The sequence below is a fragment of the Neptuniibacter sp. QD48_11 genome (assembly GCF_047778095.1).
Taxonomy (GTDB): Bacteria; Pseudomonadota; Gammaproteobacteria; order Pseudomonadales; family Balneatricaceae; genus Neptuniibacter.
The window spans coordinates 610527-626609 of the sequence record NZ_CP180551.1 but is presented as its reverse complement, the minus strand read 5'-3'; the positions used below and the strand labels follow the sequence as shown (position 1 = coordinate 626609).

The following is a 16083-nucleotide window of genomic DNA, read 5'->3' as shown; positions in this document are numbered from 1 at the left end:
TTTGCTCTCATTCAGGTACATCAAGAAGCGTGATATTTAAGCAAGTTAGGGATATCAATAATCAATGCGATACGACCATCACCTGTAATTGTTGCACCAGACAAACCTGGCGTGCCATGTAGGATCGTACCTAGAGGTTTAATTACAACCTCTTCTTGACCTACAAGCTGATCAACTACAAATCCTACTCGCTGAGTACCGACAGTAACAATAACCACATGGCCTTGCTCCGGCAGATCAGCACCTTGTTGGCCATCGATCAACCAACGTTTAAGGTGGAATAGCGGTAATGCTTGGTCTCGAACAATGATCACTTGCTGACCATCAACGATATTGGTCTTAGTCAAATCAAGGTTGAAGATTTCGTTAACATTTACCAATGGCAATGCAAACGCTTGATCTTCCAAAATAACCATCAGCGTTGGCATGATTGCCAATGTTAGAGGTACCTGAATCGCAATACGCGAACCTTGACCGATTACAGAATCAATATTCAACGTACCGTTTAGCTGGGTAATTTTTGTCTTAACAACATCCATACCCACGCCACGACCAGAAACATCAGAAATTTCTTTCTTAGTTGAGAAGCCCGCAGCAAAGATCAAGTTGAAACATTCTTGTTCAGTAAGACGACGAGCCGCTTCAGCATCCATCATGCCTCGCTCAATAGCCAGATTACGCAGTTTTTCTGCGTCCATACCAGCACCGTCATCTTGAATAACCAATAGGATGTGGTCACCTTCCTGCTCAGCAGAAAGTAATACATGACCTTCTCTTGGCTTACCCGCAGCTTCACGCACATCAGGTGATTCAATACCGTGGTCCACGGCATTACGAACCAAGTGAATCAAAGGATCAGCAAGTGCTTCGACCAAGTTTTTATCTAAATCAGTATCTTCACCACGAAGCTCTAGGCGAATCTCTTTTTTCAAGTTACGTGATAGGTCACGAATCAAACGCGGGAAGCGACCAAAAACCTTCTTAACAGGCTGCATTCGCGTTTTCATAACTGACATTTGTAAGTCAGCCGTAACCATATCTAGCGTACCTAACGCCTTCGCCATCTCTTCGTCTTCACGGGTTACACCAAGACGAACCAAACGGTTTCGAACCAATACCAGCTCACCCACCATGTTCATGATTTTGTCTAGCAAACGTGTATCTACACGAACATTGCTTTCAGGCTGAGGCTTAGCTTGCTGATGCGCAGCTTTAACCGCGGCAGCTGCAGCACTTTCACGTTTTTCAGGCTCAGGAGCAGTTGGCGCAGGAGCAGGTGTAGCAACAGGAGCTGGCACAGCTGGTGCGGGAGCAGGTTCTGGCGCACTAACGGACGCAGCCGCTGGTGCCGATGCCGGTGCCGGTTTTTCTGCAAACGCACCTTTGCCTTGAGATTGCAGCTCATCCAGCAATGCTTCAAATTCATCTTCTGTGATCAGATCACCACCAGCAGGTTCTGGTTCTACAGCAGGCGCTTTTGAACCACCCTCTGAACCAGGCCCCTTACCTTGGCCATGAAGTTCATCGAGCAATGATTCGAATTCATCTTCAGTGATAAGGCCGTCATCCGCCGCATTCTCTTCGGTAGGAGCCGGACCTCCTAGATCATCTAACAGCATATCGAATTCATCTGAACTCTGATCTGCATTACTTGCTACAGGCTCAGGAACTGGCGCAGCTGGAGCGGGCTCTGGCGCCACCGGAGCAGGTGCAGCTTCAGCGGGTACTGGAGCACCGCCACTTGCAAAAGCAATTAGAGCCTTAATAAGTTGTGGATCCGCATTTTCTGGCTCTTGACCGCCCCTTACGGCATCAAACATCACGTTTACAGTATCAAGTGCCTGCAGTACTACATCCATCAGTTCTGGCGAAACTTTGATTTCGCCATTTCTCAACATATCAAAGAGATTTTCTGCGTTATGGCAACAATCAACCATAGGTTCAAGTTGCAAGAAACCTGCACCACCTTTTACGGTATGAAAGCCACGAAATATTGCGTTGAGCAGATCACTGTCATCTGGACGCTGCTCCAGATCAACTAACTGTTCAGATAATTGCTCAAGGATTTCACCTGCTTCGACAAGAAAATCCTCAAGAATCTCCTGATCCACATCCAAACTCATACGGCGCTCCTCTTAAAAACCCAGACTGGAAAGCAGGTCATCAACTTCATCTTGGTTACTGACTACATCAGCACTATCTTTGTTGACCTGCGGCCCCTCAGCCTGAATAGGATTCTTTTTATTATCCTGCTTGTCATCTTCTGGTGCGGTTTGCACCTCGATGCCCGACAATTTTTCAACCTGAGCAGCCATTTCCATCAAACCAACAAGGTGTGTTTCTACATTTGTCACCAAGTTAATAACACGACGGATTAGCTGCCCTGTAATGTCCTGATAGCTCTGAGACACCACAATATCAGTCAACTCTGACCGCAAAGTTTCAATTGTCTTTTCAGATTCTTCTTTTACTGCACATGTACGGTCATAGACGCCGTTCAAATTGTCGTGTTCTTTTTCTAACTGACCAACTAGCGACAATAGGTCTTTAAACCGTTCACTCTGTGAATCTAAACGATCAACCAAACCCAGCGCCTTATCGACACGGTCCATGGTTTCATGTGCATTTTTTTCGGTAACTTCAATTACATAATTGAGACGATCAGCTGCATCCGCATCTTTAGGAGCTGCTTCATCATCCAATTCCAAGCTAGTACCTAGCTCTGAAGAAAAGGCTTTAATCGCTTCATGCAGACCACGTGTCAGATGACCCACTTCACTAAAGAAGGTCTTATGTCTGAATTCATGGAGTTCTTGGATCAGATCCATGGCTTCAGAGAGATTCCCTTCATTCAGGACGGAAACCAATTCCTGAGCCTTCAACTGCAATTCCATTTCGAAGCGCCCTACACCTTTATCTGTTCCTGCAATCATTACAACGGACCCTATTTCTTATCCTAGGCGTTCAAAGATCTTATCAATCTTTTCTTTCAGCACTGCTGCAGTAAATGGCTTAACTACATAACCGTTTACCCCTGCTTGCGCCGCCGCAATAATCTGCTCTTTCTTAGCTTCTGCTGTAACCATAAGCACTGGCATGTGAGCTAAGTTAGGATCAGAACGAACCTCTTTTAAAAGATCGATACCGGTCATTCCTGGCATATTCCAATCTGTGACCAGAAAATCAATTCCCCCTTGCTTAAGGATCGGCAGTGCAGTCTGACCATCATCCGCTTCCTGAACATTTGTCATGCCCAGATCGCGCAATAGGTTTTTAATAATTCGTCTCATTGTGGAGAAATCATCCACTACAAGAATTTTCATGTCTTTATTCAAGACGGCCTCCTGTTAGAACTACGCAACTTGTTGAGTCTACACTTAATTACCGCAATTACGTTGAGTCTGGTCAACCCTTTTTATTGCCAATCACTTAGTCGCGAACGCAACCTTAACGCTGCTTGACTGTGGATCTGACTAACTCGAGACTCACTTACACCTAAAACTTGACCAATTTCTTTTAAATTGAGCTCTTCATCATAATAGAGCGCTAACACCAACTTTTCCCGTTCTGGTAAGTTATTTATAGCTGCACTTAGCGCTTTTAAAAATGCTTCTCGCTCAAAATTTTGATTTGGACCGGGATCATCGTTAGCAAAAGACTCCCCTGGACCTTCATGTTGAGGATTGATCATCTCCTCGAAACTAAAGAGTCTGCTATCCAAACTATCCTTAAGCAAATTATGGTAATCAGCAACACTAATCCCCATCTCTTTAGCCACTTCTGAATCTGTTGCATCGCGTCCTGTTCGAGCTTCTATCTGCTGAATAGCTTCTGTTACGCGACGACTATTTCGATGTACCGAACGCGGCGTCCAATCACCACGGCGTACTTCATCAATGATGGAGCCACGAATGCGGATCCCTGCATAAGTTTCAAAGCTCGCTCCTTTTGAAGCATCGTATTTACTTGCGGCTTCAAGTAAACCGATCATGCCTGCTTGTATAAGATCATCCAGCATTACAGTCGCAGGCAAGCGAGCAAGCAAGTGATGTGCAATACGTTTAACTAGCGGCGCATACTGCTCAATTAGCTCTTCACTCGTTTGTAATTGCAGCTGGTTGTACATACCGCCTCTTTGCTAGTCCGAAGGGCGAACTCCTTGAACGAGCCGCTCAACAAAAAACTCTAAATGACCTCGGGGCACAGTTTGAACCGGCCACCCATTTACTTTATTCGCTAATTGACGATATGCCAAGGAGACTTTGCTCTTTGGAAACGCTTTTAAAACAGCCACTTGACGTTGAACCGCCTTACGAACATTTTCATCATAAGGTATTGATCCTACATATTGAAGGGTCACGTCAAGAAACCTATCAGTAACTGTTAATAACTTCCCAAACATATTACGTCCTTCCTGCTCACTTCGAACCATATTGGCCAGAACGCGGAAGCGGGTCATCCTATAATCCCGATTTAACAGTTTAATTAAAGCATAAGCATCGGTAATTGAGGTGGGTTCATCACAAACAACTACTAAAACTTCTTGTGCGGCTTTAACAAAGCTCACGACCGAATCAGAAATACCTGCTGCCGTATCAATGATCAGAACATCGGTATCATCAGCCACTTCATTAAAAGCATGTATTAATTCTGCATGCTCATGCGGTGACAATGCTGTCATCTCTTGTGTACCAGATGAAGCCGGTACAATTTTTAGATGCTCGCCTACGTCCAGCATAATATCCTTTAGGCCACATTCACCATTCAGAACATCAGCAATATTCTTTTTCGGACGCAAACCTAACATCACATCGACGTTTGCTAAACCTAAATCAGCATCCATCAAGATAGATTTATGACCTAGATCACCTAAAGCTAACGCCAAATTCACCGAGACGTTAGTTTTCCCAACGCCGCCTTTACCACCGGTTACCGCAATTACTTTAACGGGTTTATGTTGATTCATTATTAATTCCCACCATTAACCCGTTTTATAGATTGAATCGAGCGCAGACATTTTCTTTTCTGCTTCTATAGCTCGTTGAGCCGTTATGACAGCTCGACTAACCAACTCATGTTTTTTGGCAATATCAATATCATCAGGGATACGCTGTCCATCGGTAACGTAGGAAACAGGCAAACGCTTTTCGACGATCAAAGAAATAGCTTCACCTAAGCTACCCGATTCATCCATCTTACTCAGCACACAACCATTCAAGCCTAACCCCTGATAAGCATTGAATGCCTGTTCAACAACCCTGCGTTGACTGCTGCAAGAAACGACCAATAGCTTCTTAAGACGCAAACTTACACCCTCCAGCATGGCCAATTGAGCCTCACTATGCGGCTCATTTGCATTCAATCCGGCAGTATCTATCAGCACTAATCTCTTGTTTCGCAGAGAGTGCAAAACGTCATCCAAACTATTATTTTCATCAACAACTCGAACCGGAACGTCAAGAATTCGCCCAAAGGTTCTTAACTGTTCATGTGCCGCAATTCGATAGGTATCAGTCGTTACCAACGCCATACTTGAGCTACCGTATTTCAGTACATGACGCGCTGCAAGCTTACCAATGGTTGTAGTTTTTCCGACACCTGTTGGTCCGACAAAAGCGATCATTCCACCGCGTTCGATAAAATCTTCACCCATCACAGGGATCGCATCCGACAAGCGCGTCAGCGCATTTTTCCATGCTTTATCCGGCGCCAAACCTGATTCAACATGAGAAAGTAGATGCGTAGATAATTTCTCACTCACACCTAACAATTCAAATTTTTTCTGCAATGGAGATTTTGTAGGAGCAGACGCTTGCACATTACCTTGGGCTAAAACTTGCTGACTTAGTAGGTTTTTAAGCTGCGCAATTTCGTCCTGCATTGACTGAATAAGATGTTCGGCCCCTTCATTTGAAGGCGCAGCTGACATAGACAATTCACTTTGCAGATCTAAACCGAGCCCAGGATCATCAACAGCGGGCTGTTGCATAAAGTTCTGATGAGCCGTATTAGCTTTCTGTTTTTGCCTTTGTTTCAACGAAGCCAAAATTGTTCGCAGATCATCGTCTTGTTCTATCTGCTTATTAACCTGACCTGGAACGTCATAATTTTGACTTTCCTGCTTACCCTGAGCTTCCGCTATTTGCATTCGCGCCTTTTGTAGCTCGCCCTCTAAGTCTCGATTAGAAGCACCGCCACCTGTTAGCACGTCAATTTGGGACTGCCGTTTTTGCGTTTTCTTTTGTTTGCGAGAAAACTCTTGTTGAGCCGCCTCATAATCATTTTCATGAGCAGCCACAACTTCAACACCACCAGCGACACGATGATTAGACACAATAACTGCGTCCGGACCAATCTCATCCCTGACCCGCTGCATAGCCTGTCGCATATCTGGCGCAAAAAAGCGTTTTACTTTCATATCAATTCCTTATCGGCCACAACAAGCTGGGCTGAAGTACGTTTATGCCGCATTTTCACCTCCCACTGTCGAGACAATTGTGACCTTTTTATTTTCAGGAATTTCCTGATAGGAGAGCACATTAATTTGATGCTCACCATACCTAACAAATTTAGCCATAAGCGGCCGCACTGGCGCCGCGACCAAAAGAACCGACGGCCTCCCCATCATTTCTTGCTGCGTTGCAGCCTCTGACAAAGAAGATTGCAACCTCTCAGCCATACCCGGCTCCAACACCAATCCATTATCCTGCCCCTGCTGAACAGAGTTCAATAAGAGCTGCTCCAATTGCGGAGCCAAAGTAATCACCGGAAGTTCCGACTCAGAACCATTAATGTTCTGAACTATCAATCGAGCCAAAGAGACCCTTACAGCAGCCGTTAAAGCCAATGGATCTTGTGTCCTATTAACCGCATCCGCCAACGACTCAGCAATCGTGCGAAAATCTTTTAACGGCACCTGCTCCATCAACAAATTCTGCAGCACCTTGAGAAGAATACTGAACGACAATTTAGCCGGAACCAATTCATCCACCAGCTTTGGAGAGCTCTTCGTAAGCATATCCAATAGCTGCTGAACCTCTTCATGCCCGAGTAATTCATGAGCATGGGACTGAAGCAACTGATTCATATGCGTCGCTACTACTGTGGAGGCATCGACCACCGTATAGCCCAGTGATTGCGCATGTTCTTTTTGTGATTGCTCAATCCAAATCGCATCCAAACCAAACGCTGGATCTTTTACTTCTACACCTTGCAACTTACCAAATACTTGACCTGGGTTAATAGCCAGTTCACGGTCTGGGTATACTTCTGACTCACCTACAACCACGCCCATTAAAGTAATGCGATAAGCGCCGGGCAAGAGATCCAAATTGTCTCGAATATGCACCGACGGCACCAGAAAACCTAAGTCCTGCGACAGTTTTTTCCTCACACCTTTGATGCGGCTCAACAACTGCCCACCCTGCATTTTGTCAACCATTGGGATCAAGCGGTAACCCACCTCAAGGCCAACCATATCGACCGGCATCACATCATCCCAATCAAGCTCTCGCTTCTCTGACTCGTCCTCTTCAGACATTTCAGCTTCTTGCTGCGCCTGCTCCTCTTGTACAGCCTCTTTCTCAACTTGTTTTTTGTGAATCCACCAAGCACCACCACCTGCCAGAATAGCCAACGACAAGAAAGCAAAATGCGGCATTCCCGGGATAATACCCATAATTGTCAGAATACCTGCAGCAACCGCCAAAGCCTTTGGCGATGCAAACATCTGCGATACAACCTGACCACCCATATCATGAGAAACATTCTGACGGGTTACCATAATCGCCGCAGCAGTTGAAAGTAGTAATGACGGCACTTGCGCTACCAAACCATCACCAATGGTTAGTAGCGAATAGAAACGCATGGCAGTCTCAAAATCGAGATCATGCTGCAACATGCCAATACCTAGGCCACCCAAAAGATTGATTACAAGAATCAAAATACCCGCAACCGCATCACCACGAACAAACTTAGAAGCACCATCCATAGAACCATAAAAGTCGGCTTCTTGCGTTACATCCTCTCGCCTTGCTTTTGCTTCCTCTTGCCCAATTAGACCCGCATTCAAATCAGCATCGATCGCCATCTGCTTACCTGGCATAGCGTCCAAGGTAAAGCGAGCACTTACTTCCGAAATACGACCCGCACCTTTGGTCACAACAACAAAGTTGATAATAATTAGAATAAGGAAGACGACAAAACCAACAACGTAATTACCGCCGATAACGACCTCACCAAAAGCCTCGATCACTTTACCGGCAGCATCGCCCCCCTCATGACCATAAAGCAAAACCACACGAGTCGATGCCACATTCAGAGCAAGACGCATCAGTGTCGCAACAAGGATAATGGTTGGGAAAATTGCAAAATCTAGCGGGCGATTTGAGTAGACACAAACCAATAGAACAACAATCGAAAGGGCAATATTAAAGGTAAATAGCACATCCAATAGAAAAGGAGGTACCGGCAACGTCACCATTGCCAAAATAACAAGCAGCAGCAAAGGCACACCGATATTACCGCGCCCTAAACTTTTAACATTTTCTAAAACAACTGCTTTATCCACTCAAACCCCAAACGTCAAAAAAACATCACAAAAACAATAAGCACTCAATTCACCTTACAAACAGATATAGGTAAAGCAATAAAATCTGATGTTTTTTTGACGAATAGTTATGCCGATCCTAAATTCTGCAATTTTTACGCCAATTAAAGGTCATCTTTGAATTCATCAGGGATAGGTAACTTATCAACTTGTAAGTTACTTGGACGCTCAGCTTCACGCTCTTTATATCGTTTCAACTGGAAGACATAGGCAAGCACTTGAGCCACAGCCATATACAAGCCAGATGGAATCTCGTCATCTATTTCAGTGGAATTATAGATTGCACGCGCCAAAGGGGGCGCAGAAAGGATAGGAATATCATGCTCATCGGCTATTTCTCGGATCTTTAATGCCACAAAGTCCGCCCCCTTAGCCACTAAAATCGGCGCACCACGCCCTTCACTCTCATATTTTAAAGCGACAGAGTAGTGAGTCGGGTTGGTAATAACTACATCAGCCTCAGGCACTGATTGCATCATTTGCCTTTGAGCAATTTCACGCTGCAACTGCCTGATACGCCCTTTGACCTCAGGTTTACCTTCGGTATTTTTTAACTCATCCTTAACCTCTTGCAAGGTCATTTTCATTTTTTCGGTATAGTCATACAACTGATAAGGCACGTCTACCACAGCCACGAGAATCAAGACTGCACTAAGCGCCATAAATACCCAGATTATGGTCTCTAATGCCGCATCTATTGCTGGTCGCGCCTCAAAGGTACCCAGCGCCAACAGATCCCCCCTGATAGTCCATAAAATCAATATAGCAAATCCACCGACAAGCGAGAACTTTGCAATCGCCTTAAAAAGCTCGATCAATGACTTGAGGGAAAACATCCGTTTAAGGCCTGCTAAAGGGTCTATTCGACTACCTTTAGGTGCAATTGACTGCGCACTAAAGTTCCAGCCCCCTAAAGCAATAGGCCCAACCAAAGCAGCAATCAAAAGAACTCCAAATATTCCCGCTAAGCCCATGAGCGACTCTTTAGCAGAAGCTCCAAAATGCGCCAACATTTTATTAGTATCAAATACATCAGCGCGGCCGAGAATGAAATTACTCTCCATGATACCCAACATGCTATTTGCTAACTGAGCACCAAAGATAATCACAGAAAAAACAGCAGCCATTAGCACAAGCGTTGTAGCCAGCTCTTTCGACCGCGGAACGTCCCCCTTCTCCCGAGCTTCTTTTATTCGCTTGGGTGTGGGGTCTTCTGTTTTTTCCTGACCAGAATCTTCAGCCATAATCGCGCATCACAGAAAAAGGTTCTCGATATAATCCAAAACAAAGGCAGAGATCCGCATATACTGATCCAAGAAACCACCCAAGTTTACCCAGTTAATAAATAAGCCAAGCACCATGGTAAATGGAAAGCCTACCGCAAGAATATTTAACTGCGGAGCAGCTCGAGACATAATACCAAAAGCCATGTTTACCACTAAAAGAGCCGTCACCGCTGGTAACGCCATCAGCATAGCAGCTGAAAACATCCAACTACCCGCCATCAAAATTCGCCAGTAGCTTCTTCGGTCTATTGCTTCCAAGCTTATAGGAACAACATCAAAGCTCCTCACAACTATTTCAATCATAACCAAGTGACCATTAAGAGCCACAAAGATCATCATAATCAATGTCAGATAAAACTGACCCAACATAACAACCGAGATACCATTAGCAGGGTCCGTCATTGACGCAAAACCAAGACCCATCTGAAGCGCGATCATCTGACCACCTAAGACAAATACTTGGTAAAAAACCTGAAACAGGAAACCCAGCATTGCCCCAACCAGAATCTGCTGAGCAATAATTAGATAGGTATTAAAATGCAGTCCATCGAACTCAGGCATCGCCGGTAATAATGGCGCGACCACCACGGTTACAGCAAGAGCCAAAAACAAACGCACACGAGCATTAACAAGCTGACTACCTAGTAAAGGCACAGCCATAAAGAATGAAGCAATTCTAAAAAAAGGCCATAGAAATGCAGCTACCCACTGTTCGATCTGCAGAACACTCAGCTCAAACAAGGGATTAACCTATAAGGTAAGGGATGTTTTTCACTAGAGTAGTGAAATGCTCAGTCAACTTGGTTAAAAGCCAAGGGCCTGTCCACATAATTACAAGAATCGTAATGATAAGTCGAGGCAAAAAGCTCAATGTCTGTTCGTTAATCTGTGTAGCCGCTTGAAAGGTTGATACCGCCAAACCCACTATCAAGCTTGGTACAATCAAGACACTAACAATCAAGACTATTAACCAAAACGCCTCGCCAAAGAGACTAAGTACGACTTCGGGTGTCATATTTCCTCCTTAGCTATATACCAAAACTGGCGGCCAATGTACCTATCACCAACGCCCAACCATCCACTAATACAAATAGCATAATTTTGAATGGCAAAGAAATAATTACTGGCGATAACATCATCATACCCATAGCCATCAAGACACTGGCAACCACCAAGTCGATAACCAAGAATGGGATAAATAACATAAAGCCGATCTGGAAGGCAGTTTTTAATTCACTAGTTACGAATGCAGGCACAAGCACGGTAAAAGGGATCTGCTCAGCCGCTTCTACGGCTGGTGTACCTGAAATTCTCATAAAAAGATCCAGATCACTTTCACGGGTTTGCAGCATCATAAAATCACGAAACGGGCTGCTTGCCGCCTGAAAAGCCTCAAACACCCCCATCTCTTCGTTAACATAAGGCGTTACAGCCTGTACGTAAACTTTATCCAGCACTGGCGTCATAATAAACAACGTCAAAAACATCGCCATACCAACCATGATCTGGTTAGATGGCGTTTGCTGAAGACCTAAAGCCTGCCGGAGAATCGCAAAGACAATAATAATACGGGCAAACGAGGTCATCATCATGAGCATTGCTGGCAAGAATGTCAGCATGGTCATGAGCGCGAGCACTTGAAGTGTCACACTGTAATTACTTTCACCATTTTCTCCGGTTGTAAGCGTTACAGCCGGAATCCCCACATCCGCAGCGTAAGCTAGATGTGGAAAAAGAAAGGACACAAGAAGAATTGAAACTAACTTAATCAGCCTCATCAACGCTCCGTCGCTTTGAAATAGCCTCTCCTAGGCGCGCAGCAAAGCTCTCACTCGACTGGTCATCAACAATAGGCTTATCAAAAGCGTGCAGATGAGAAACGCGTCCTGGCGCCACACCCAGTAATAACTGCTTATCACCAACCTGGACTAATACTGCTTTTTCGCGTGTACTCAAAGGCAATACACTTAAAACCTTCATATGGCGAGCCATTGGCGTAACGCCGCTAAAACGCCTAAAGCACCAAGAAAGGATAAAAATCATACCAATGACAAACAGCAAGCCTAATAGTAATTGCGTGAGAGCAGCAGCAGAGAATGGCTCTTGATAGGATGTAACAGGCACGACTGAAGGCTTAGCACCCGAAGCAGTTTCAACACCCAACGCAAAAGCACTGGGTGAGATAGTTACAAGCAGACATAACAACCAAGACCGCATAGGTTATTTAAGACGCTTGATTCGTTCTTGAGGGCTGATCACATCGGTCAGACGAATGCCGTATCGATCATTTACAACAACCACTTCACCATGCGCGATGAGTGTTCCATTCACCATTACATCCAAAGGCTCACCTGCAACACGATCTAACTCAATAACAGATCCCTGATTAAGTTGTAACAGGTTACTAATTGGAATATCCGTTTGACCTACTTCCATAGAGAGCGTTACAGGAATATCCAAAATTACATCAAGCTTAGGATCTGTGACTGGCGCGCCTTCATCAGTTAATTCATCCAACTCAACTGAATCACCCGTCACACCTGTTTCAGCAAGCAAAGCATCAGGGTCGACTGTTTCGCCCCCCTCTTCAGTGACCTGCTCTTCCATGGCCGCAGCCCATTCGTCAGCTAACGCTTGCTGGTCTTCAGTTTCATCACTCATCGCTTTTGCTCTCTATAATACAATCGCTTGCACACTTATTTAGGGCGTTGAATTTGATCAACAATTTTAACGGCCAAATTGCCTCGAGAAACACCCATAGTGCAATTATAAACAGGTACTTTGTTAGCTTTTAACTCAAATTTTTCCGGTAGCTCTATTGGAATAACATCACCAACCTCCAACTCAACAACATCCCTGAGCGTCATTTCTTGTTTCGCTAAGGTCATCTCCAATGGCAAACCAGCCATTAAAATATCCCGCTGCAGAGCTATCTGCCAACGCTCATCCTTTTCATCTTCGCTATTTTGGAAACCAGAGACGAGAAGATCACGAATCGGCTCCAACATTGAATACGGCATCGCCACGTGGAACTCACCAGAACCACCTTCCAGGTCTACTTGAAAAGTGCTTACAACTACAACTTCAGTTGGATTGATAACGTTAGCCATCGCCGGATTCATTTCATGACCGAGATGCTCAAAGGTAAGCTCTTTTACCGGAGCCCACGCCTCTTCCAGATCAATAAAGAACTGCTCTAAAGCTTTATGGATAAGACGCGTCTCTGTTGGCGTAAACTCTCGTCCTTCGATCTTGGCATGACGCCCATCACCACCGAAGAAGTTATCCACCAGTTTAAATACCAGCTTAGCATCCATGATAAACAGAGCGGTACCACGTAGAGGGTTGACTCTGATGAGGTTCATACTGGTAGGAACGTACAAGGTATGAATATAGTCGCCGTATTTCATCACCTGAACACCACCTACGGTCACATCTGCCGCGCGACGTAACAGGTTAAAAAGACTAATACGGGTATAACGTGCAAAACGCTCATTGACCATTTCGAGCGTAGGCATTCGGCCACGAACGATTCGTTCATGGCTGGCAAGGTCGTAGCCTCGGACATCGCCTTCTTCTACTTCCGCATCGTCAGATGTTTCAACATCCCCATCATCGACACCATGCAACAGTGCATCGATTTCATCCTGCGAAAGTAAGTCTTTGACCGACATTTAGGAATAATCTCCTATCAGCCTAAATTGCATTACTGCATAACCATGTTAGTAAACAAGATCGTTTCTACACCCGGCTTACCAATTTTTTCCTGCATAATCTCGCGCACAAGGTCAGTTGAGCTTTGTAACAATGCCTCTTTACCTTCAACCGTTTGCAGAGTGCGGAAATCTTGCGTGCTATATAAATTGTTTAAGCGCGAAACAACCAGAGGCATATGCAATGTCAAAGCATCTGCTACAGCCTGATCCCGACTTTTTGCTTCTACATACAACTGCATATAGTGCGGCCTATTATCACTTGACTGCAGAGTTACAACAAACATTGGTTTGCCGCCCATAGTTCTCACTTTGGTGTAGATAGCCTCAGCTCGAACAGGCTCAGCTGGCGCAGCTTCTTCAGCCGCAGGCTCGTTATCGCCACCTAAGAAAAACAAAGCAGCGGCAGCACCACCACCGCCAACAACAACTAGCGCAAGCACAGCAATGATGATCAACTTGAGCTTAGATGATTTCTTTTCGCCGCCTTCAGCGCCTGCTTCCTGCTCTTCAGCCATCTCTATATCTCCAACAAAAAACGCGACACTCTACAGTATGAACTACATATCGCTAAAAACAGTATTGCGCCTAATATAACACACTGATTTTAAGGCTGAAGATCAAGAACAAACAAAAATACGATTTAGAGCAAAGAGCTTTGCAAAAGCATAAATTATATTCGCTGAACAAAGCTCACAATCCGCTCAATTAAGCGTAATAATCCACCAGAGATACCGATCGAGCATTTTCTGGTTGAGCACCATCCTCCCCTTCGACACCAACGCTTCCACCATACTGATTACCTGAGCCATCCCCATCTGCAAACTGCTCTCGTCGTTGCTGGTCTGCGGACTGATCAGAAACAGAGGAATCCTGCAGCGCTAAACCCTGCTCAGCAAACATCTCTCGTAACCTAGGTAAACTTTGCTCAACCGCATCCCTGACATGTGCATGCGGAGAGGTAAAGTTAAGACTTACCTGATCCTGATTGATATTCACTCGAATATTAAGCGAACCCAACTCTGGTGGATCCAACCTAATCTCTGCGACACGCGTATTTTGAGCTGCAATCATGATTGCTCGTTCGCCCAACGCATTATTCCAGGCAGGCGTATTCACCTTAACATTTTGCGGCATCATCAAATTTTGTCCATCAGTAACAACCTTTTGAGCCGCTGTAGGCGAAGCAGAATTAACCTGACCTATAGTATTTGAGGCTAAACGCTCCACTACCTGTGTAGCTGTCACATCACCCTTTTCACTTGCAGACACTTTTTGCATCAACTGCTGAGTCATCTCCAAAGCAGATTCAATCTTCTTAATACTACTGTTATCAGTCTGTGAATTAAGAACCAAATCCGATTTAGCGCCTTGTACAGATACTAGTGGTTCTGTTACTGCACGATTAGTTGATTTAGCAGCATCCACTTCAACCTTTCTTGCAGTTGGGTCAAACAGTTTCACTTCATCAGCATCAGTAGCAGCAACTGGATTTGCACCTTTAACTGGAGCGGACGTTATATCCGCCTGAGCATTTACAGATGGTGCACCCACCTTAACGGACGCATCATTAGCTACTGCCTGCTGTGAATTAGACATATCTGCTGCAGCATTAACTGTAACTTGAGATTGCTGAATATTTTGCTGACTTAGAGGCTGCTGAGTAGCTTGCTGATTTTGAATATTTGAACCTGGAACATCAGCAGCATTTGCATTGTCTTTTGCAACTAATTGTTGCGAATCCTGAACCTCAGTGAGTTGAGCTGAATTCGGAGATGTGGCCGCTGAGGCTTTAGAGACAGCACTTTTAACATCTACTGATGGTTGAGCTTGAGAATTACTCACCTCTTCAGCAGGAATTTGACCAGAATTTGTATTAGCGCGCGAAGCTTCAACTTCTTGCTGTGCGGAAGCGACCTTTGCATTCAGATCAACTGCAGCAGTCTTGGGCGGAGGCGTAATAACAACTTGATTCTCGCTCCCCACTCTAGCAACACCAGAGCTATTGGGAACCGTAACCACTTTATCCGAACTTGCATTTGCTGGAAGCCCTACCTCTTTACCGCCATTATCTGTGGCCGGCAATATCGGCTGCTGCTCGGTATATTGGCGCAGCGCTCTGGCTAGTTCTGCACTCAGCTCTGGCGGTAACTGAGTATCTTGTGCCGATTGCTGCTCTAATAGCTGAGCGATTTGGCGTAGCTGATCCTGCATCTGATCTTCAGGAAGCAGCTGCTCTAATTTCTGCGGCAAAGCCTCCCCTTCAGGCGGCAACATCCCGCCGCCAGAAAATTTAGCGACAGGCACGCTGGCGTCAGTCTGCTGATTAAGAACTGCTCCAAAACCACCTAATAGAGGAACAGTCCCAGAGGCTGCAGACGGCGAACTCTGAGGGGTTATAGATAAATTAAGAGATAATAATCCGCCTCCAGTAGACGGGGATACTTGCTCACTCATTACAGGCTCCTATTAATAT

General features: G+C 45.1%; 16 protein-coding genes. All 16 read right to left on the bottom strand.

The features are described 5' to 3' along the window. Nucleotides 1-20: 20 nt before the first annotated feature. Nucleotides 21-2123: a chemotaxis protein CheA gene (locus tag ACMXYU_RS02690; protein WP_415900082.1), complete on the bottom strand. Its 2103-nt coding sequence runs from the start codon at nucleotides 2121-2123 to the stop codon at nucleotides 21-23. A gap of 12 nt (nucleotides 2124-2135) precedes the next feature. Next, nucleotides 2136-2933 carry a protein phosphatase CheZ gene (locus ACMXYU_RS02685; RefSeq protein ID WP_415900081.1) on the bottom strand — a complete coding sequence of 266 codons (798 nt, stop codon included), beginning with the start codon at nucleotides 2931-2933 and terminating at the stop codon, nucleotides 2136-2138. 18 nt (nucleotides 2934-2951) lie between these two features. Continuing rightward, complete coding sequence (gene cheY, locus ACMXYU_RS02680) at nucleotides 2952-3335, bottom strand: chemotaxis response regulator CheY (protein ID WP_040661672.1); 384 nt, start codon at nucleotides 3333-3335, stop codon at nucleotides 2952-2954. An 80-nt stretch (nucleotides 3336-3415) separates the two neighbouring features. Then, complete coding sequence (locus ACMXYU_RS02675; RefSeq protein ID WP_415900080.1) at nucleotides 3416-4126, bottom strand: RNA polymerase sigma factor FliA; 711 nt, start codon at nucleotides 4124-4126, stop codon at nucleotides 3416-3418. A gap of 12 nt (nucleotides 4127-4138) precedes the next feature. After that, nucleotides 4139-4966 carry a MinD/ParA family protein gene (locus ACMXYU_RS02670; protein WP_415900079.1) on the bottom strand — a complete coding sequence of 276 codons (828 nt, stop codon included), beginning with the start codon at nucleotides 4964-4966 and terminating at the stop codon, nucleotides 4139-4141. Nucleotides 4967-4981: 15 nt separating this feature from the next. Further along, on the bottom strand, nucleotides 4982-6418 hold the full coding sequence (flhF, locus tag ACMXYU_RS02665) for a flagellar biosynthesis protein FlhF (RefSeq protein ID WP_415900078.1): 1437 nt from the start codon (nucleotides 6416-6418) through the stop codon (nucleotides 4982-4984). A 42-nt stretch (nucleotides 6419-6460) separates the two neighbouring features. Continuing rightward, nucleotides 6461-8569 carry a flagellar biosynthesis protein FlhA gene (gene flhA, locus ACMXYU_RS02660; protein ID WP_415900077.1) on the bottom strand — a complete coding sequence of 703 codons (2109 nt, stop codon included), beginning with the start codon at nucleotides 8567-8569 and terminating at the stop codon, nucleotides 6461-6463. A 143-nt stretch (nucleotides 8570-8712) separates the two neighbouring features. Then, nucleotides 8713-9852 (bottom strand): flagellar biosynthesis protein FlhB, encoded by a 1140-nt coding sequence (gene flhB / locus ACMXYU_RS02655; RefSeq protein ID WP_415900075.1) that lies wholly within the window; start codon nucleotides 9850-9852, stop codon nucleotides 8713-8715. Between the two features lie 9 nt (nucleotides 9853-9861). Continuing rightward, nucleotides 9862-10635, bottom strand: a complete 774-nt coding sequence (gene fliR, locus ACMXYU_RS02650; protein ID WP_415883428.1) for a flagellar biosynthetic protein FliR — start codon at nucleotides 10633-10635, stop codon at nucleotides 9862-9864. A gap of 4 nt (nucleotides 10636-10639) precedes the next feature. After that, entirely contained in the window at nucleotides 10640-10909 is a 270-nt protein-coding gene (fliQ, locus tag ACMXYU_RS02645; RefSeq protein WP_415890231.1) for a flagellar biosynthesis protein FliQ, read from the bottom strand. Nucleotides 10910-10922: 13 nt separating this feature from the next. Then, the gene (gene fliP, locus ACMXYU_RS02640; RefSeq protein WP_415900074.1) at nucleotides 10923-11672 is read right to left on the bottom strand and encodes a flagellar type III secretion system pore protein FliP; all 750 of its coding nucleotides are present in this window, start codon (nucleotides 11670-11672) and stop codon (nucleotides 10923-10925) included. Then, nucleotides 11659-12111: a flagellar biosynthetic protein FliO gene (gene fliO, locus ACMXYU_RS02635; protein ID WP_415900073.1), complete on the bottom strand. Its 453-nt coding sequence runs from the start codon at nucleotides 12109-12111 to the stop codon at nucleotides 11659-11661. The genes fliP and fliO overlap by 14 nt, the downstream gene beginning before the upstream one ends. Before the next feature lie 3 nt (nucleotides 12112-12114). Beyond that, nucleotides 12115-12555 carry a flagellar motor switch protein FliN gene (fliN, locus tag ACMXYU_RS02630; protein WP_415900072.1) on the bottom strand — a complete coding sequence of 147 codons (441 nt, stop codon included), beginning with the start codon at nucleotides 12553-12555 and terminating at the stop codon, nucleotides 12115-12117. A gap of 35 nt (nucleotides 12556-12590) precedes the next feature. After that, nucleotides 12591-13568 carry a flagellar motor switch protein FliM gene (fliM, locus tag ACMXYU_RS02625; protein WP_415900071.1) on the bottom strand — a complete coding sequence of 326 codons (978 nt, stop codon included), beginning with the start codon at nucleotides 13566-13568 and terminating at the stop codon, nucleotides 12591-12593. Nucleotides 13569-13600: 32 nt separating this feature from the next. Continuing rightward, on the bottom strand, nucleotides 13601-14125 hold the full coding sequence (locus tag ACMXYU_RS02620) for a flagellar basal body-associated FliL family protein (protein ID WP_415900070.1): 525 nt from the start codon (nucleotides 14123-14125) through the stop codon (nucleotides 13601-13603). A 190-nt stretch (nucleotides 14126-14315) separates the two neighbouring features. Further along, nucleotides 14316-16064, bottom strand: a complete 1749-nt coding sequence (locus ACMXYU_RS02615; RefSeq protein WP_415900069.1) for a flagellar hook-length control protein FliK — start codon at nucleotides 16062-16064, stop codon at nucleotides 14316-14318. Nucleotides 16065-16083: the final 19 nt, after the last annotated feature.